The organism is Microcystis sp. Msp_OC_L_20101000_S702 (assembly GCF_007095705.1).
GTDB classification, from domain to species: Bacteria; Cyanobacteriota; Cyanobacteriia; order Cyanobacteriales; family Microcystaceae; genus Microcystis; species Microcystis ichthyoblabe_A.
The window spans coordinates 1-17,548 of the sequence record NZ_SFBO01000101.1; the positions used below are offsets into that span (position 1 = coordinate 1).

Annotated in this window: 18 protein-coding genes and 1 pseudogene; 15 read left to right on the forward strand and 4 right to left on the reverse strand. The window is 42.7% G+C overall.

Translation table 11 applies throughout. From position 1 onward, the window contains the following. From EWV60_RS11120 to EWV60_RS11135, 4 genes are all read left to right on the forward strand, one after another. The coding region (locus EWV60_RS11120) for a transposase (protein ID WP_502705822.1) at positions 1–213 on the forward strand (213 nt) is incomplete at its 5' end. A 36-nt stretch (positions 214–249) separates the two neighbouring features. Then, positions 250–954 (forward strand): sulfotransferase family 2 domain-containing protein, encoded by a 705-nt coding sequence (locus EWV60_RS11125; RefSeq protein ID WP_287232281.1) that lies wholly within the window; start codon positions 250–252, stop codon positions 952–954. 22 nt (positions 955–976) lie between these two features. Further along, positions 977–1,756: a glycosyltransferase gene (locus EWV60_RS11130; RefSeq protein ID WP_002773616.1), complete on the forward strand. Its 780-nt coding sequence runs from the start codon at positions 977–979 to the stop codon at positions 1,754–1,756. A gap of 20 nt (positions 1,757–1,776) precedes the next feature. Further along, positions 1,777–2,757 carry an NAD-dependent epimerase/dehydratase family protein gene (locus EWV60_RS11135; RefSeq protein ID WP_287232282.1) on the forward strand — a complete coding sequence of 327 codons (981 nt, stop codon included), beginning with the start codon at positions 1,777–1,779 and terminating at the stop codon, positions 2,755–2,757. A 22-nt stretch (positions 2,758–2,779) separates the two neighbouring features. Here EWV60_RS11135 and EWV60_RS11140 read toward each other — a convergent pair whose 3' ends face one another. After that, positions 2,780–5,488 carry a bifunctional acetate--CoA ligase family protein/GNAT family N-acetyltransferase gene (locus tag EWV60_RS11140; RefSeq protein WP_287232283.1) on the reverse strand — a complete coding sequence of 903 codons (2,709 nt, stop codon included), beginning with the start codon at positions 5,486–5,488 and terminating at the stop codon, positions 2,780–2,782. 249 nt (positions 5,489–5,737) lie between these two features. On the opposite strand from EWV60_RS11140, the gene gcvH reads away from it, so the two are divergent. The 3 genes from gcvH (at position 5,738) to EWV60_RS11155 (ending at position 8,251) form a co-directional block, all read left to right on the forward strand. Continuing rightward, positions 5,738–6,133 (forward strand): glycine cleavage system protein GcvH, encoded by a 396-nt coding sequence (gene gcvH, locus EWV60_RS11145; RefSeq protein WP_002773620.1) that lies wholly within the window; start codon positions 5,738–5,740, stop codon positions 6,131–6,133. Positions 6,134–6,292: 159 nt separating this feature from the next. Continuing rightward, entirely contained in the window at positions 6,293–7,465 is a 1,173-nt protein-coding gene (moeB, locus tag EWV60_RS11150; protein ID WP_012266195.1) for a molybdopterin-synthase adenylyltransferase MoeB, read from the forward strand. A gap of 198 nt (positions 7,466–7,663) precedes the next feature. Further along, positions 7,664–8,251: a hypothetical protein gene (locus EWV60_RS11155; protein WP_272071909.1), complete on the forward strand. Its 588-nt coding sequence runs from the start codon at positions 7,664–7,666 to the stop codon at positions 8,249–8,251. A 68-nt stretch (positions 8,252–8,319) separates the two neighbouring features. Here EWV60_RS11155 and EWV60_RS11160 read toward each other — a convergent pair whose 3' ends face one another. After that, a complete protein-coding gene (locus EWV60_RS11160) occupies positions 8,320–8,694 on the reverse strand; it encodes a CU044_2847 family protein (protein WP_004159145.1) in 375 nt (124 codons plus the stop codon). Between the two features lie 165 nt (positions 8,695–8,859). On the opposite strand from EWV60_RS11160, the gene EWV60_RS11165 reads away from it, so the two are divergent. The 8 genes and pseudogenes from EWV60_RS11165 to fmt all read left to right on the forward strand — a co-directional run bounded on the left by EWV60_RS11165 (position 8,860) and on the right by fmt (position 15,928). After that, the gene (locus tag EWV60_RS11165; RefSeq protein WP_287232284.1) at positions 8,860–12,162 is read left to right on the forward strand and encodes an nSTAND1 domain-containing NTPase; all 3,303 of its coding nucleotides are present in this window, start codon (positions 8,860–8,862) and stop codon (positions 12,160–12,162) included. Positions 12,163–12,398: 236 nt separating this feature from the next. Then, on the forward strand, positions 12,399–12,554 hold the full coding sequence (locus tag EWV60_RS23390) for a DUF6888 family protein (protein WP_425184095.1): 156 nt from the start codon (positions 12,399–12,401) through the stop codon (positions 12,552–12,554). Next, positions 12,538–12,741: a DUF6887 family protein gene (locus tag EWV60_RS11170; protein WP_002758886.1), complete on the forward strand. Its 204-nt coding sequence runs from the start codon at positions 12,538–12,540 to the stop codon at positions 12,739–12,741. The genes EWV60_RS23390 and EWV60_RS11170 overlap by 17 nt, the downstream gene beginning before the upstream one ends. A gap of 144 nt (positions 12,742–12,885) precedes the next feature. Then, complete coding sequence (locus EWV60_RS11175; RefSeq protein WP_287232285.1) at positions 12,886–13,302, forward strand: element excision factor XisH family protein; 417 nt, start codon at positions 12,886–12,888, stop codon at positions 13,300–13,302. Further along, positions 13,290–13,625 (forward strand): XisI protein, encoded by a 336-nt coding sequence (locus EWV60_RS11180; protein ID WP_002736025.1) that lies wholly within the window; start codon positions 13,290–13,292, stop codon positions 13,623–13,625. The genes EWV60_RS11175 and EWV60_RS11180 overlap by 13 nt, the downstream gene beginning before the upstream one ends. A gap of 32 nt (positions 13,626–13,657) precedes the next feature. Next, a pseudogene (locus tag EWV60_RS11185) lies at positions 13,658–13,873 on the forward strand (DUF433 domain-containing protein); the annotation flags it as partial. 241 nt (positions 13,874–14,114) lie between these two features. Then, positions 14,115–14,909, forward strand: coding sequence for a peptidoglycan editing factor PgeF (gene pgeF / locus EWV60_RS11190; RefSeq protein ID WP_002736685.1), 795 nt, complete (start codon positions 14,115–14,117; stop codon positions 14,907–14,909). Positions 14,910–14,950: 41 nt separating this feature from the next. After that, complete coding sequence (gene fmt / locus EWV60_RS11195; protein WP_287232286.1) at positions 14,951–15,928, forward strand: methionyl-tRNA formyltransferase; 978 nt, start codon at positions 14,951–14,953, stop codon at positions 15,926–15,928. 29 nt (positions 15,929–15,957) lie between these two features. On the opposite strand, the gene EWV60_RS11200 is transcribed toward fmt, so the two are convergent. Together EWV60_RS11200 and EWV60_RS11205 are read right to left on the reverse strand one after the other, a co-directional pair. Continuing rightward, a complete protein-coding gene (locus EWV60_RS11200; RefSeq protein WP_004159138.1) occupies positions 15,958–16,338 on the reverse strand; it encodes a cyclic nucleotide-binding domain-containing protein in 381 nt (126 codons plus the stop codon). A gap of 363 nt (positions 16,339–16,701) precedes the next feature. Continuing rightward, positions 16,702–17,508 carry a TlyA family RNA methyltransferase gene (locus EWV60_RS11205; RefSeq protein WP_016516363.1) on the reverse strand — a complete coding sequence of 269 codons (807 nt, stop codon included), beginning with the start codon at positions 17,506–17,508 and terminating at the stop codon, positions 16,702–16,704. Between the last annotated feature and the right edge of the window lie 40 nt (positions 17,509–17,548).

Here is a 17,548-nt window from a genome sequence, read left to right on the forward strand (position 1 = left end):
TATCATTCGTGGGAGAGGGGATTAAACGAGCATACCAATGGACTGTTAAGACAATTTTTCCCCAAGGGAACGAATTTTAAAATCGTTAAGCCAGAGGAGGTGGAAAGAGCCGTAAACTTAATTAACAATCGTCCTCGAAAATGTCTTGACTATCAGACCCCCAATGAGGTATTCTATAAAGGTAGATCAGATAGTGATGCAATTCAGACTTGAATCAGCCCTAAAAAATCAACTGGAGGCAAGAATAAAATGTTAATTTCCTACAAATACAACTTTCTTTTTATCCATAATCCCAAAGTAGCGGGGTCGTCTTTGGAGAAATCTATGAGAAAAATCATCTTAAATGACTGGGAATATTTTAACTATAAAATTGATTGGGTATTAGGGAGAATTAATTTTCGTTTGGGAAATAAAGTTAATCTTCGCAATTACCTTTATTCTGACCCTATGGGTTGGGTTTATGATTCTTTTAAATTTCCTCAAGGCTATTTGAATCCTCACCCTTCAGCCCTAGAGGTTAAAAACCTAATTGGTCAAGATAAATATAATGAACTTTTCAAATTTGCCTTTGTCAGAAACCCTTGGGATTTAGAGGTATCAATGTATAAATATCTCTGTTGGAGAAAGCTGCATCCTTTACATCATGTGGTTAGAGCGATGAGTTTTGAGGAATATATATACTGGAAAGCTCAAAAAGGGATGGGCCTGCAAAAAAGGTTTTTAGCTGATAAAAATGGCGAGATTATCCTGGATTTCATCGGTAGATTTGAGACTTTACAAAAAGACTATGAGAGAATACTAGAATTGCTTAAGTTACCAGAAGTAAAACTAGCAAGCGTCAATCAAAATCCTCAACGTCAGCGAGACTACAGGAGTTATTATAACGAAGAAACTAAAAATATTATTAGTGAACATCTAAAGGAAGATATAGAACTGTTTGGATACTCTTTTTAGTAAAAGATAGCTTTAGATACTTATGCAACTTACGGCCTCCCTTGTCCTTTACAAAAATGACCCAGAGATAGTTACTCAAGCAATTAAATCTCTGTTCAGCACACCCATAGAAATTAATTTATCAGTAGTAGATAACTCTCCTACTGATGAACTAAAAAAAATCTTTGATGATTTTCAGGAATACGATATAGATTATTACTTCAATAATGGTAATAACGTTGGTTTTGGTCAAGCACATAACCTAGCTATTACTAGAGCTAAAAAATATGATTATCATTTAGTTATCAATCCAGATGTTTATTTTGATAATAATGTGATCACTGAACTTATTCACTACCTCGATAAACATCAAGAGGTGGGATTGATTACTCCAAAAATATCTTACCCGAGCGGGGACATCCAATACCTTTGCAAGCGTCAACCTACGGTTTTGACTTTATTTATTAGACGTTTTATTCCTAAAAAAATGCAGTTTCTTTTCAAAAAGAGATTAGACTGGTATGAAATGCGAGATATCAGCTATAACCAGATAATAGAAGTACCGATTATTAGTGGTTGTTTTATGCTATTTAACAGAAAATATTTAGATGATATTGGCTACTTTGATAAAAATATGTTTATGTATTTTGAAGATTATGATTTAACCCTTAGAATGTCTAAAAAATACAAAACCATACTTTATCCCCATGTAAATATTTATCATCATTGGGCAAGAGGAGCGCACAACTCTACTAAACTGGCAATAGTCTTTGCTCAATCGGCTGTGTATTTTTTCAATAAACATGGTTGGAAACTTTACTAAACTTAATTGAATAATTAATAATGAAAAACGTTTTAGTTACAGGTTCTACCGGCTTTATTGGCAGCCACTTACTGCCAACTTTACATCAACATAACTGCCAGATAACAGCTGCAATTCGCCAGAAATTTGAGTTTCCTGCATCCCTGTCAATTAAGGCTATTCAGGTGGGTGAAATTGATGATATGACCGATTGGCAAGAAGCATTGCTAGGCATTGATACCGTTATTCATCTAGCAGGACGCGCTCATATCCTTCATGAGACTATATCCAATCCAGAAGCAGCATTTATAAAAGTTAACACTAAGGGGACTATTAACCTAGTGAAGCAGTCGCTAAAAGCGGGAGTTAAGCACTTTATTTTTGTCAGTTCTATTCATGCTATGGCTGCCGAAAGTGATAATATTCTTAACGAAAATTCTCCCTGTCACCCCGATAGTCCCTATGGTCGTAGTAAACTGCAAGCAGAACAAGCTTTAATTCAACTAGCAAAAGATAGTGACATGACTTGGACAATTATTCGTCCTACTCTAGTTTACGGACTAGGCAATCGTGCTAATATGGAGCGCTTGATGAAACTAATTAAACGGGGATTACCTTTACCTTTTGGTGCAATAAAAAATTGCCGCAGTTTTGTCTTTGTGGGTAACTTAGTCGCTGCCATTATTACCTGTTTAGATCATCCTAAGGCCGCTAATCAAATCTTTTTAATTAGCGATAACCAAGCTGTTTCTACTCCCCAATTAATTCGACTCATTGCTCAACAAATTCAACAACCCTGTCAATTGCTGCCCGTCCCCACTACCTTACTTAGATTCTTAGGTTATCTGGGTGATAGGGTAGAATCTATAACAGGGAAAAACCTCCCTTTTAACAGCTATAATATCGATCGCTTGCTTGGTTCTCTTGCCGTTGACTCTAGCTATATTCAAAAAACCCTAGATTGGCAACCTCCCTTTACTTTAGAGCAAGGATTAGCCCAAACAATTCAGCCAGAAAATTAGTGATCAGCTTGTCAAAAAGGCTTCATAATTCAAGTTCCACTTTGACAAAATCGGCAGTTTTATAGAGAGAAAACCCTACTTTAGCGGCTATCATCTGCATAGCGCGATTATCCCTTAAAATTTCCCCTTCGATTCCCTCTAATCCTTCCTTTTTGCCAATAGTGACTAAACGCTGTAGTAATTCTGTACCAACTCCTTGACCTTGATAGTCATCCCTAACTAATAGGTCAAATTCTGCCACATTAACGCCGTGCAGTTTATTTAAGCGTCCTATAGCGATAATTTCTGGTTCTTCCGTCTGATCGTTATTAATCTCTACCACTAAGCTCATTACTCGATCGTAGTCGATAAAACAAATGCGCGTAAGACGATCATAAGCGGTTTGGCGATCGAGATTGACAAGGTGAAAATAACGATAATAAATGGTTTCTTCCGAGAGATAATGGTGAAATTGTCGCACTAAAGGCTCATCCGCTGCCTGAATTGGACGAATTAGCACCTTTAAGCCTCTTTTCGTCGTCCAAGGTTCTATATAATGTTCGGGATAGGGACGAATCGCCGGATGAGATAACTTTTCTGGGGGAGTAGTTGGAGGATGAAGAAGGATAGAGGCGGAAAGGGCGATTAATTGCTCTGAATCGGCAAAAAAGGGATTAATATCGATAGTTTTAATGCGAGGTTGTTCACTAACCAGGTTACTAAATCTAACGATTATTTGCTCTAAATTCGCCAAATTAAGCGATTTAAGCCCATTTGTCCCCTGAAAAGCCCGATAAATCTTGGTTTTTTCTAAAAGTCGGCGAGCGAGATTAGTATTTAAAGGAGGTAGAGCGGTGGCGTAATCTTGAAAAATATCGACTAAACGGCCACCAGTACCGAAAATTATCACCGGTCCGCACTGATCATCGTAATTAGAGCCGATAATTAACTCATATCCTCGATCGATTTCTAACATCGGTTGAATACTCACCCCGAGAAAATGCTCCCCACCCACTTGTGCGCTAACATTAGCTTCGATCGCTTGATACGCTTGCACCACTGCCCTAGGGGAAAAAAGCGGCAATTGTACCCCACCCACCGCGCTTTTATGGATAATCGTCTGGGAATGCAGTTTCATCACCACGGGATAACCGAGAGATTCAGCGAGATTAACTGCTTCTGCGGCACTTTCGGCGACTTTAGTGACAATAACAGGGATTCCATAAGCTTTCAGTAGCTCTAAAGACTCTAGCTCACTGAGAATTGTTCTATCCCCTGCTTGCTCAATAATCTGGCTCACTAAAACTCGATCGGAGCCATTTTCCTGAGAATTGGTTAAAATTGGCGTTTGATAAAGACCGCGTAGATTCTCCTCATATTTCCAGAGCAAATTAAACACCCGGGCCGCCGAATCGGGATAGCGATAGGTGGGGATACCTTGCTGATTTAATAACGATACTCCCTCTGCAATGCCCTCTCCCCCCATCAAACTTGCTAAAATGGGTTTTGTGCTATTTTGAGCGATTGAGGCAATTCTAAGGGCAATTTCTCGCAGATCAGTGTTAAAGCGAGGCGAGAGAATCATCAACACCGCGTCGGTATGTGCATCCGCTAAAGCGATCTCTAGGGCGCGAGCGTAGCTATCGGGATCGCTGCTGCGACGCAGATCGATGGGATTTTGGGGGACGATATCCGCGGGAACAAGAGGCGCTAGTTTTCCGATCGTTGCGGGGGTAAGGGTTGCCAGTTGTCCATCTTCCGCCAGTAAAGCCGAGGCCGCTAAAAGAGCGGGAGCAACACCATTGCTGATGATTGTCAAGCGTTTTCCCCGGGGAAATCGGGGAATTTTCGCTAAAACTTGCGTGATATTCAAGAGATCGGCCAGTCTTTGTACTTCCACGATGCCACAGCGAGCAAAGGCAGCGGAGAGAGTTAGCTGATCGCTGGTCAATTTGCCAGCATGGGAAAGAGAAGTGGGGTCAAAGTCGGTACTGTGGCGACTAATGGCGATAATTGGTTTATTTAGGGCAACTTCTCGGGCTGAGGACAGAAAAGAGCGGGCATTATTCAGGGATTCCAGGTAGATAACGATGCTTTTGGTTTGGGGATCGTCTCCCAAATAATAGAGTAATTCGCCCCAATCCACATCTAAAAGGACTCCGAGGGAGATAAAGTGACTAAAACCGACATTTTCGCTTAAACTCCAATCAAGCACGGCAGCAGCGATCGCGCCACTTTGACTAATCAGGGCAATTGAACCGGTTTTCGGCAGGATGGGGGAAAAGGTGGCGTTAAGATTTTGGCTTATATTGCAGATTCCTGAGCTATGGGGACCGATGATGCGTAATTTTTGACCAGCGATCGCTTTAATTTCCCTGAGTAAATTTTCCCCCATCTGGCCGGTTTCCCGAAAACCCGTGGAGAGAATCAGGGCGCATTTAACCTGTTTTTCGACAGATTGGGCGATAATAGCGGGAATTTCGGGGGCAGGGGCGGTGATAATTACCAGATCGATCGCCGCCTGGATATCCTCTAAACTGCTATAGGTGGGAAGATCGAGCCAGTTTTCGGGGTGAGGATTAACTAGATAAAGACGGTGCTGACCGGGATTATGATGGAGATTATGTAAAAGAGTGCGATCAAGTTGGGGATTTTGGCGATTAAATCCCACCACAGCGATGTTTTTTGGCTCAAAAAAGGCTCTTATGGTTTGATGTTCGCCACCACGAGGCTCTAAGATGGGATTTAACATAAGTAAGCTAGGAGGCATTTAAACTGGGTATTGTTAAGTGAGCTAAAAAAGCGGCTAACCCTTACTTTTCCAGTGTTCTGTGGCGTTCCCCGATCAACCTAGACCAATTCTAGCTGTTTAATCAGGGTTCGATCGGTGTAATTAATTTTGTCTAGGTAGCGATCGGCAATAAAACAGCCCCAGCCGATGAACATTTTCCCCAAGAGATCTAGTAAACTAACTGATGCTGTAAATATTTAGAGACAGACGATGGAACTGGAATATCCCGAGGATTTGAGATACCTAGAAACCCACGAATACGTCAGACTCGAAGGTGAAATCGCTACCTTGGGAATTAGTGCTTTTGCCGTCGATCAATTGGGTGATATCGTGTTTCTAGAATTGCCCGAATTGGGAGAGGCACTGGAAGTAGGTAGTAGTTTCGGCACGATTGAATCGGTAAAAGCGGTAGAAGATCTTTATCCTCCCGTCTCGGGGACCGTAGTCGATCGCAATCAAGCGATGATTGACTCCCCCGAATTAATTGCCGATGATCCCCACGGGGAGGGTTGGTTATTAAAAGTGCGGGTAGAAAATCCCGATACTGCCTTGGCTGATACCCTCTCCGCTAGTGAATATCGCACCCAAGTGGCAGGGGAAAGTTAACTAATATTAACAACACGGAGCCAGACCCTCACACTATCATAAGCATAGAAAGAATTGAAAATCCAGGAAGCGATCGAGTCTTCCTGATTTTTGTCTCTAAATCGTGCTGAGACGAAATTCTTGCCCGAATCGAGTCAGGTTTCACTATTTACCCAATCTATGCTAAATCCTAATCTCGCGGCGATCGAACTTTCCAAAGAGGAGGTTCAACGCTACTCTCGACACATTATTCTGCCCGAAGTGGGCTTAGAAGGTCAAAAAAAACTAAAAGCCGCCAGTGTTCTCTGCATCGGCACCGGGGGACTCGGTTCCCCGCTTTTACTCTATCTAGCGGCGGCTGGCATCGGTAGAATCGGTATTGTTGACTTCGATATCGTCGATAGTTCCAATCTGCAACGTCAAATTATTCACGGCACTTCTTGGGTAGGTAAACCGAAAATTGTTTCCGCTAAGGACAGAATTCTAGAAATTAACCCCTATTGTCAGGTGGATTTGTACGAAACCCGCATAAGTTCCGAAAATGCCCTTGACATTTTAGCCCCCTATGATGTAGTCATCGACGGGACGGATAATTTCCCCACCCGTTATCTGACTAATGATGCTTGTGTTCTTCTCGACAAACCCAACGTCTATGGCTCAATTTTCCGCTTTGAAGGACAAGCAACCGTTTTTAACTACCAAGGCGGTCCCAACTACCGCGATCTCTATCCCGAACCGCCACCACCGGGGATGGTTCCCTCCTGTGCCGAAGGCGGCGTTTTAGGGGTTTTACCCGGAGTAATCGGCACAATTCAAGCCACAGAAGCCATTAAAATCATCCTCGGCGCACCGGATACCCTCAGTGGTCGTTTACTGCTTTACAATGCTTGGGAAATGAAATTCCGCGAGTTAAAATTGCGTCCGAATCCTATCCGTCCCGTCATTGAAAAACTAATTGATTACGAACAATTCTGCGGTATTCCGCAAGCAAAAGCACAAGAAGCAGCAGAACAGCAAAAAATGACAGAAATGACCGTAGTAGAGTTAAAAGCACTAATTGACAGCAATGCCAATGATTACATTCTCATCGATGTGCGTAATCCCAACGAGTACCAAATCGCTAATATCCCCAACTCGGTGCTAATTCCCCTACCCGATATCGAAAATGGTGCGGCAATTCCCAAAATTAAGGAATTAGTCAACGGTTATCGTCTTATCGCCCATTGTAAGATGGGGGGACGTTCCGCTAAAGCCCTCGCTATCCTCAAAGACGCAGGTATCGAAGGAATTAACGTCAAAGGTGGTATCAGCGCCTGGAGTCGCGAAGTCGATTCCACTGTACCAGAATACTAATTTTGGCCCTTGGGTTTTAGGAGTCAGGAATCAGGAGTCAGGAGTCAGGAGTCAGGAGCCAGTAGTCAGCCTTTTTTTCTCCCTTCTCCCTTCTCCCTTCCCCCATCTCCCCATTCCCCCATCTCTGTGTTCCCTGTTCCCCGTGAATCTGTTAAGATCAAGGCCAGTTAGCCTTAAAATCTTGGGTGTGAGCAAACAATGAAAAACCATATTAAAAAAATTGCTAGTTGGAGCGCGATCGCTACTATTTCCCTTGGCTTAGTAGAAATGAACCGAACAGCGATCGCATTTGGCAACAATAATCAATTTAGTGCCTGTATCAGTCAGATTGTCCGCACGGGAGTCAGTCCCGAAGATGCCGCCACCGCTTGTTCAGAAGCATTAATTCCTAAAGAATTATCCCGGTGTGTGGTGATGATTAAATCCAAAACCCCGATCGATGGTAATCTGGCTCTGCAAGCTTGTTTTCAAGTGCGTCGTCCTATTGACCTAGGTAATTGTGTGGTCGATATCCATCGCGCTGCCCCCTTGTTTGCCGCTAATTCCCTCAAACAAACGGAAACAGAAACAGCCAAGGAACCCGATAAATTAGGGATTTCTAGACAGGTTTTAGATTCCTGTCGTCAAAGTTTATTACCCGGGCGCTTTTCCGAGTGCGTTATCGCTGTCAGTCGTGGTGCGGACAAAAATAATCCCTCCCAAGCTTTACAAACCTGTTTAAGTGCCGAGGATTTCCCCAGAGATCTATTCCCCAGTTATCCCCAAAATCAAGACCAGAGACCTTAATCAAGATTATTTGGCTCTCTTATTTTGGGAATATACGGAAGAACCAGAAAACGTTAAATATTGAACCATCAATCAGACGAGTTCGGCGGCTTAGGAAAGGTACACTTAACCGTAATATTTAAATTACTTTTAGCGGTTCCTTTAGTAATATAAGGGATTCCTACCTCACCGCCGATTTCCACACCAAATTGTAAAGTGACTTCCTCAATGTTGGCAATGGCTAAATTGCGAAAAGCGTTTAAGGTATAAGTAGTGTAGGTACGAATTGTATCTTCAATTGTCTGAAAATTCTGCAAAATTTGCTGTTTATCTGGTATAGAAGTTCCCCTTTTAGGAACTCTTCCCTCGGTTTTTACTGTCTCGGCAGGAATTTCTAGGTCATCGGTGGACTCTATATAAATTAGAGTGTTTTCGTCAATTTGGATCGGAGTTAGTCGAGTCATAAATAATGCAGAAATTGAAAATTAACTTTTTTCTTAACTATTTCTTGGCTCTCCCGTACTTGTGATGATAAGAAAAGATTATCTAAGGGAGGGCCTATGCTTTCCTTGCAGTTTACCAAAAAACAACCTAATATAAAAAACATTTCTATCCCTTGCTGACTGTCTATGGCTCGCTACGCCCTCGTCATCGGCATTAACCATTACGATAACCCCAATTTCCTGCCACCTTTGAGTAAACCCGCCAAAGATGCGGAAGCTGTTGCTAAATTCTTGGAGAATACTGGGACATTTGCCAATGTAGAACGCCTACCCAATCGCTGGATTGCCGCAGAAAAACGCTACGAAGTTGTTCCAGGAAAGGTAACGGGGAATGAAGTCTTGCAAGCCTTAAAGCAAATCTTATCGGGAGAGCAGACCAAAAATCAAGAAGTCTTGATCTACTTTTCAGGACACGGGTTTCGCCTGATCAATCGCATCGGTGACGGGGAAGCCTATCTCGCCACCTCCGATAGCCAACCCGACGGCAAAAATGCCATTTCTTTAGACCGAGAACTCAATCCTTTATTACGGCGTTCTAGTTTGAGTAATCTGGTGGTAATGCTAGACTGTTGCCATGCGGGGGCGTTATTGCCCGAAAATCGGGAATTAAATCGCACTTTGCTAGAACCTAGCCTCTCAGCGTTTAAGGAGAAGCAAGATTACTACCTAATCGCTGCCTGTCGGTCACAACAGGTAGCTTGGGAAGATGAGGAATACAGTTTGTTCACCGCCGCTTTACTGAAGGGATTGTCGCAAAAACAGGCTGACCCAGAAACGGGAGAAATTAGTGCCGATCGCCTGTTTGATTTCGTTTCGCGGGAATTGCGAGGGAAGGGTCAAGAACCGATTCGCATGGGAGTTGGGCGATCGCTAATTCTGGTCAAATATGGGGCGCAACCTCAAGTTAAAGAAGTGAACCCGTTACTAGATGAGAAGGGAGAATTGCGCTGTCCCTATCAAGGATTGCTGGCGTTTACTAAGGAAGAACGTGATTTCTTCTTCGGACGCAAGCGAGTGGTGGACGACATCAAATCTAAGCTGGATCGGCTAAATTTTGTCCCTCTGATTGGTGCTTCTGGAAGTGGGAAATCTTCGGTAGTTCTGGCGGGATTGATACCCTGGTTGGAAGAATTAGGATGGCAAATTCTCGAACCGATCAAGCCTGGATTTAAGCCGTTGACAATGTTGGAAAGCCTGCTGTTACCCTATTTTCGAGATGATCAACAATTGCTGGATCAATGTATCAATAATCAAGACAGGGAAGGCTTAAAACCGCTATTAGAACTTTTTCCCCGCGAACACAAATTCTTGCTGGTGGTAGATCAATTTGAGGAATTATTCACTTTTGCTCTAGCGGAACAGCGCGATCGCTTTATTGAATTGATTACTCAAGTTGCCACAATTCCAGACTCTCCTCTGGCAGTTGTCGCTACCATGAGGGCGGATTTTATTGAACCCTGTTTGCGTTACGATGGGCTGCGACAACTGATTCAAAATAACGCTGAATATCTGCCAGATCTAAGGGGATTAGATTTGCTAGAAGCTATCAGCGAACCAGCCAAGCTGCAAGGTTATGAAGTTACTAATAATTTACTCAATCAAATCCTCAAAGATATTAAACAAGAACCAGGATTTTTGCCTTTATTAGAGTTTGCTTTAACCCAGCTTTGGCAGAGGCGAGATGAAGCAAAGTATCAGGTTACTTTAGATACTTATGAGGCGATAGGTGGGATAGTAGGAGCGTTAAATTGTCAAGCTGATAAAGTCTATCAATACAAGGATTATGAAAAAGACTCACCGCAGCAGGAGCGAACGGAAGCAGAAAAAGCTTTAATTAAGCGAATTTTCTTGAATCTTCTGCAAATAGGAGATGGGGAAAAAGATACCAGATTGCGTCAATCAAAAGCCTTGATCTTGTCTCTAGCTGGAGATAATCAAGAAGGACAAAAAGTTTTAAAAGAACTGATTGAAGGTAAACAAGGATTAGTGAAAGGTCGCCTTTTAGTAACGGGAAAAACTGAACGAGAAGAAGAAGCTTGGGTAGATTTGGCACATGAAGCTTTAATTGAAAAGTGGGACAACCTGAATCTGTGGCGAAACGAAAATCGCAAGGGAAGAGAATTAGCCAAACAGGTGGATAAAGATGCCAAAGACTGGCAAAAAAATAACAAATCTCAGTATTATTTGTGGTCGGGTGACAAGTTAGCAGATGCGGAGAAAGTCCTGCAACAATATAAAGACACAGTGGAAACTACGGACTTGGCTCAAGAGTTTCTCCAAGCTAGTAGCCAGGAGGAGTTACGTTCTTACCTGAGAAGTCCAGATATTGATAATTTAGAGCGAGAGACATTAGAAAAAGAGGCAGTCCGTAAATTATTCCTCAATCAAGAAAGGCTATGGCAATTACTCACAGATGAGAAGGAAAAACCACAGATAAGGCTGTCAGCGTCCTGGTTGCTGAAGCAGTGGGGAGAGGAGGTTCCTATCTGGACAGCAGAGGTTGATAAGCAAGGAAATATTGCCCTCTCAATCATCGCAGAAAACGACCTACCAGCCACAGTAATCGAAGAGTTAGAAGACGGAATAAACCTAGAAATAGTGGAAATTCCTGGGGGTGAGTTTTGGATGGGTGCTTCTGAAGGAGAAGAAGGGGCGTACAGCTATGAACGCCCGCAACACAAGGTCAAGATTTCTCCCTTCCTGATGGGTAAATATCCGATAACACAGGCGCAGTGGCGAGCAGTGGCTTTTTTGCCTAAAGTTAAACGGGATCTCAACCCAGAACCTTCATACTATAAAGGAAATAGCTGCCGACCAGTGGAACGTATTCGTTGGCAGGATGCAGTGGAATTCTGTGAAAGACTATCGCGCTGGTCTCAGGAAAAAGGGAAAGGCTATCAATACCGTTTACCTAGTGAGGCAGAGTGGGAATACGCCTGTAGGTCAGTTGTCAGTTATCAGTTATCGGTTATCAGTGAAGAATTAATTCACAATACAGTTTATCCGCCCTATCATTTTGGGTGGAAAATTGACCCAGCTTTGGCAAATTACGGGCAAACCGCTCCTGCAAGGACGACGGCCGTAGGCAGGTTTCAAATCGTAAATGCCTTTGGACTTTATGATATGCACGGGAACGTTTGGGAATGGTGTCTGGATCCTTGGCACGATAACTATGAAGACGCGCCCAATGATGGTCGGGTATGGGATGAGGGAAACGAAGAATTGTATCAAGCTATATCAAACAATCTTGATGTGTTGTTACAAAACAATAAATCTCGTGTAGTACGCGGAGGTTCTTGGGTTGGCATTTCCCCGTATTGCCGTTCAGCGTATCGTAGCTACCAGGCTGACCGCGCTATTCTCAACTACGACCTCGGTTTTCGAGTGTTGTGCGAGAGTACCATAACTTCCTCTCCTTCTGCCCTCTAGCCCTCTTGCTTGTGCTAAGGCTCTGCTTTTTATTCAGTTAACAGTTAACAGTTATTGCTTGTGCCAAGGCTCTGGCTTAGTATATAACATCTAGCGAGCAGACTACCTGAATAATTAGCGAGCAGGATGCTCGCATTCCCTTAAATCTAAGGCACTAAATTAGCTGTTTCAATCCAGTATTATGCTATACTTATTACAGGTATAAACTCGTAAATTGGAGGAAAAAGCCATCAATAATGATACCCACTCCCGAACAGATGCTTACTTGCATTAGAATGTGTCAAACCCTGTATAACTTCTATACCGATATTCATCTATTTCGGTATGATGAAAATAGTAATGTGAGCATCTTGCTCACTAATGTGGAGTTTGAAGATGAATCATCAACCTGATTTTTACCAAATGTCTCGCCCAGAATTAAGAAAATATGTCCTCTCCCATCGAGAAGATGATGAAGCCCTAAGAATTTATATGGATAGAATGCGAACTGAATCAGGTGTAACTAGATTTACCCTTACTCCTAGTCAAGAAGATATGAAGAAATTAGAAGAATTTCTCAAGGCAAAAATGGATAAATAAAATCAATTTAACTTGCTTGTGCCAAGGCTCTGCTTTAATGTATGCTTCAGGTAGAAACTGGGAACGAGATGAAAAAGACGAATCACCGATTCTTCAACAGTACCAAAATCGCTGCATCTCTAATAATCATCAGTTATAATAAAAATGCTAGCAAAAGATATTTATCATGATACCGTGAGAACTGCCTTAGACAAAGATGGCTGGACAATTACCCATGACCCCCTAATTATTCGCTGGGGAAAAAGAGATTTATATATTGACTTAGGAGCAGAAAAAATTATTGCCGCCGAAAAAGACAATCAAAAAATTGCCATTGAAATTAAAAGTTTTGTTGGCAAATCATCTATCGATGACTTAGAAAAAGCATTAGGACAATATATTTTATACTATGATTTATTGACAAAACTAAAATCTGAAAGAACTTTATATTTAGCAATTCATCAACAAGCTTTTGCCGATATTTTTGAAGATCCTATTGGTCAAGTTTTATTAGACAATAAACGATTAAAATTATTAATTTTTGACGAAATTGAGGAGGTTATTTTAAGATGGATAGTTTAGAAAAAATGAGAAAAATTATTATTGAATCTCTCCGTTATTATGCAAACTTGCGCTATGCTACTGGAGAGGTAAACCGCCTCCTCATTATTGACAAAGACTCTGATAACTATCTAATTCTCTTAGAAGGTTGGGATAACCGAGAAAGAGTACATGGCTGTTTACTGCATTTACAAATTATTAATGGTAAAATCTGGATACAACGAGACGGAACCGAAGACGGTATTGCCACTGATTTATTAGCCGCCGGTATTCCTAAAGAGCAAATTGTCCTTGCCTTTAAACCCGAACATATTCGACCCTATACTGAATTTGCGGTAAAATAAGCTATAGAATGAAATTCTAGAAGGTTATGAGTATGGTTCTGGTATCCAACGGGCAATCAGCTATTATTCGTACAGAGCGTGGATTGATAATCGCCGGTACGCGAATTACCCTTTATGATGTTATGGATTACCTACAGGCTCAGTATCCCCCCAAGCTGATTCGTGAAAAACTTGGTCTTAATGATAGACAGATTGATTCAGCCCTAGCATACATTGAGACTCATTGTACTGAGGGGGAGAGAAATTTTCCGTCTTTATACCTTTATCCTCTTCCTACCCAACCAGATTCTTGAGGCTATTTTTTTCTCTCTTATCTTCCCTCAAAAACCCTATATATATGGGTGCACGGATTCCCATTATATAAAAAGTCTAAAGCAAGTCTCGCCATTTGTCAAGGGTTTTGACAATAATTTTCCGGTTGCCGTTTGCCAAGCTCAGAACTAGGATAGGAAAGAATAAGGTATTATTGCAGCCAGAGAGGCTTAGACTGTGACCAATGTAGCGATCGATGTCCGATTAACCGAGACTTCTCTGTGGCAATGGCAAACATGGCAAGGATTGCCCTATCTTACCTGTAATCTCTTAGAGGACTGGTCCCACGGCTTTTTTACCCGTCATTATTACCCCCAAACCCCGGAAGCTTTTACGGCTGCTCTAGGGGCAAATGTACCAGTTTATCGGGTCAAACAGGTACATGGCGATCGCCTATTAAATCCCCAAGGGATTACTAACCCAGAAATAGCCGAAGCGGATGGAATTATTACCGATGCTTCCGGTCAAGGGATTTGGGTGGCCAGTGCTGATTGTACACCTGTACTAATAGGCGATCGCTCTAGCGGTGTTGGGGTGGCGATTCATTCTGGATGGAGAGGGACAGCTAAGGGAATAGTTGTCAAAGCAGTTAAGCAGTTATTAAACTCCGGTAGTTGTTTAGATAACTTAGTGTTGGCCCTGGGGCCGGCAATTGCCGGGGAAGTGTATCAAGTAGATAGAGAAGTTGCCGCAGAAGTGGGTTTAAGTTTATTTCCTCAAGAAACCAATCCCGACCAAATTCTGGCGAATTTATTTAACCTCTCCCCTTCCCCCTTATTTGCTGACGAGGAAAAAGGAAAAGTTCGCTTGGACGTGCGAAGGGTGATTTATCATCAACTACAACAGTTAGGAATTAGAGATCAACAAATTGCGATCGCTCCTTTTTGTACCTATCAACAAGAGGAGCATTTTTTCTCCTATCGTCGGGAAAAAGCCAAAAAAATCCAATGGTCTGGCATAGTTAGTCGTTAATGATTACTGCACACTGATAACTGAAAAATCCCCCCTCTCCCATGCGTATTGTTTTTTTCGGAACCCCGACTTTTGCCGTCCCCACCCTCAAAAAATTATTAGCCAATCCCGATATAGAAATAATTGCCGTCGTTACCCAACCGGACAAGCGCCGGGGAAGGGGTAATCAATTAATCCCCTCACCGGTGAAACAAATAGCCATAGAACAGCAAATACCAGTTTTACAGCCTAAAAGTGTCAAAAAAAACGCTAAAACCTTAAATTTTCTCAGACAATCGCGAGCGGATGCCTTTGTAGTAGTTGCCTACGGACAAATCCTCTCCCCAGAAATTCTAGAGATGCCGAGATTAGGCTGTATTAACGTTCATGGCTCAATTTTACCGAAATATCGGGGAGCAGCCCCCGTGCAGTGGTGCATCGCTAGGGGAGAAAAAGAAACCGGCATTACCACTATGTTAATGGATGCGGGCATGGACACCGGACCGATGCTACTGAAAGCCTACACCCCGATCACTCTTTTTGACAATGCCGAACAGGTGGGAGCAACCCTAGGCCAAATGGGGGCGGATTTGCTCCTAGAAACCCTCTCTAAGCTCGATCGAGCAGAAATTACCCCAATTCCTCAAAATAACGATGATGCCACCTATGCCCCTTTAATTCAAAAATCTGACTATCTAATCCACTGGCAAGATTCAGGCCGGACAATTCACGATCGAGTCCGGGGTTTTTATCCTCATGCGCTAACCACTTTCCGGGGACAACCCTTTAAAGTGATGGCCACTATTCCCCTAGACGATCCGGAGCAACTGCCTCGAGAATTACAGACAAAAGACCTTTCTCATCTAAGCGGAGAAGTGGGATCGATCGTGGCTCTCTGGAAAAATTTCGGGCCGGTGGTGCAGACGGGAGCGGGTTTATTATTATTAAAAGAAGTGCAATTATCGGGAAAACCTCCGCGTTCTGGTGGGGATTTGGTCAATGGTTCCCGTTTAACTATTGGTGAGATTTTCGGTCAATAGTTTTCAGGGTATGGCTTTCCTTTGCTCCTCTATGCTTCACCGGCGAAGATTTTTTTCAACTTGCGAAAGCGATCGGAATAACTTCTTAATACTTCGATCGCAAACATGGGGGTTTCCTGCACGGCAAATAAAAACTGCGGTTGATTGAGATAGGCTAATTTACAATCAGTTTTGGCGATAGCTGTGGATTCTCGCAGTTTATCTGGGTGCAGGAGCGCTCCTGCTCCGAATACATCCCCTTTTTCTAGAGTTTCTATCAATTGCCCCTTGATATACATCTCCACCTCTCCACTAAGAATACCGTACATTAACTCGCCCTCCGTGCCATCGGCAAAAATAACCTCACCAGCTGGAAAAGTGCGATCGGGATGATTTTCGAGAATTTTAATCGTCTCTACGGGACTTAACATGATTTAACAAGAATTTTTCGGGTTATCTCTCCCATTTTCCGATATATTGAACTCCCCGATCATCGTTTTTGTATGTAAGAATACTTGAAACTTCTCTACCTGACAAAGATTCGGTTTGACTCTCAGAAATGCTTTGTTTAATGCTTGTCGGGGAGGGAAAATTTCCGTCTTCATACCTTTATCCTCTTCCTACCCAACCCGATTTTTGAGTCTATTTTTTTCTCTCTTATCTTCCCTCAAAAACCCTATATATATGGGCACACGGATCACCACTATACATAAAGTATAAAGCAAGTCTCGCCATTTGTCAAGGGTTTTCCGAAAATTTCCCCCTCTCCCCACTTCCTTGAGAAAATACCTGGTTTAAAACTGTTCGATCGCTGCTTGGGTGATTTCTGCGATCGCGGCTAAACTGGGACTAACTTGGCCAGTATCGGTGGACAACCAGAGAAGATACTCCACATTACCCGCAGGTCCGGTAATGGGAGACCAAGTTAAACCCCGATAGAACCATCCTAAGACTGCGGCGGCCTGTAAAACCTGAAAAATTGCCCCTGCTTGGTCTTGGTAGTCGCGAACTACCCCTTTTTTGCCGACTTTTTCCCGTCCCACCTCGAATTGGGGTTTGACCAATAAAATCGCCTCTCGCGGTGGATTTAATAGCGTCCACAGGGTCGGTAAAACTTTGGTCAGGGAAATAAAAGACAGATCCATAACTGCTAAATCGGCGGGTTTTTCCTGTCCGTATAGCTTTTCTGGGGTTAAATAGCGAAAATTAGTTCTTTCTAGTAAAATAACTCGTTGATCCTGCCGTAAACTCCAGGCCACTTGTCCATAACCCACATCGACCCCATAAACCCGTTTTGCTCCTTTTTGCAAGAGACAATCGGTAAATCCCCCCGTGGAAATGCCTCCATCTAAACAAATGCGATCGCTGACATCAATGGCAAACAATTCTAAGGCCTTGGCTAATTTTTCGCCCCCCCTTGACAAATAGGGCAGTTTCTGCTTAACCTCGATCGCCGCTGACCGATCGATTTCTGTGGCCGGTTTATCGATGATTTGGTGATTGACTTTCACCTCTCCAGCGCGAATTAATCGCTGTGCCTGTTGACGGGAATCACAGAGATTTTTGGCTACCAATAATAAATCTAATCTTTCTTTCGGCAAGGAAGGCCTCCCAATAATCAGTGCCTAATTCTAAAAAATA

What these genes read in the sequence shown, in the direction of transcription:
- EWV60_RS11200 (WP_004159138.1), bottom strand. Translation starts at nt 16,338, where the DNA reads ATGTTAAGTCCCGTAGAGACGATTAAAATTCTCGAAAATCATCCCGAT.
- fmt (WP_287232286.1), top strand. Translation starts at nt 14,951, where the DNA reads ATGCGTATTGTTTTTTTCGGAACCCCGACTTTTGCCGTCCCCACCCTC.
- gcvH (WP_002773620.1), top strand. Translation starts at nt 5,738, where the DNA reads ATGGAACTGGAATATCCCGAGGATTTGAGATACCTAGAAACCCACGAA.
- EWV60_RS11130 (WP_002773616.1), top strand. Translation starts at nt 977, where the DNA reads ATGCAACTTACGGCCTCCCTTGTCCTTTACAAAAATGACCCAGAGATA.
- EWV60_RS11140 (WP_287232283.1), bottom strand. Translation starts at nt 5,488, where the DNA reads ATGTTAAATCCCATCTTAGAGCCTCGTGGTGGCGAACATCAAACCATA.
- moeB (WP_012266195.1), top strand. Translation starts at nt 6,293, where the DNA reads ATGCTAAATCCTAATCTCGCGGCGATCGAACTTTCCAAAGAGGAGGTT.
- EWV60_RS11160 (WP_004159145.1), bottom strand. Translation starts at nt 8,694, where the DNA reads ATGACTCGACTAACTCCGATCCAAATTGACGAAAACACTCTAATTTAT.
- EWV60_RS11170 (WP_002758886.1), top strand. Translation starts at nt 12,538, where the DNA reads ATGAATCATCAACCTGATTTTTACCAAATGTCTCGCCCAGAATTAAGA.
- EWV60_RS11135 (WP_287232282.1), top strand. Translation starts at nt 1,777, where the DNA reads ATGAAAAACGTTTTAGTTACAGGTTCTACCGGCTTTATTGGCAGCCAC.
- EWV60_RS11180 (WP_002736025.1), top strand. Translation starts at nt 13,290, where the DNA reads ATGGATAGTTTAGAAAAAATGAGAAAAATTATTATTGAATCTCTCCGT.
- EWV60_RS11175 (WP_287232285.1), top strand. Translation starts at nt 12,886, where the DNA reads ATGCTAGCAAAAGATATTTATCATGATACCGTGAGAACTGCCTTAGAC.
- EWV60_RS23390 (WP_425184095.1), top strand. Translation starts at nt 12,399, where the DNA reads ATGATACCCACTCCCGAACAGATGCTTACTTGCATTAGAATGTGTCAA.
- EWV60_RS11155 (WP_272071909.1), top strand. Translation starts at nt 7,664, where the DNA reads ATGAAAAACCATATTAAAAAAATTGCTAGTTGGAGCGCGATCGCTACT.
- EWV60_RS11165 (WP_287232284.1), top strand. Translation starts at nt 8,860, where the DNA reads ATGGCTCGCTACGCCCTCGTCATCGGCATTAACCATTACGATAACCCC.
- EWV60_RS11125 (WP_287232281.1), top strand. Translation starts at nt 250, where the DNA reads ATGTTAATTTCCTACAAATACAACTTTCTTTTTATCCATAATCCCAAA.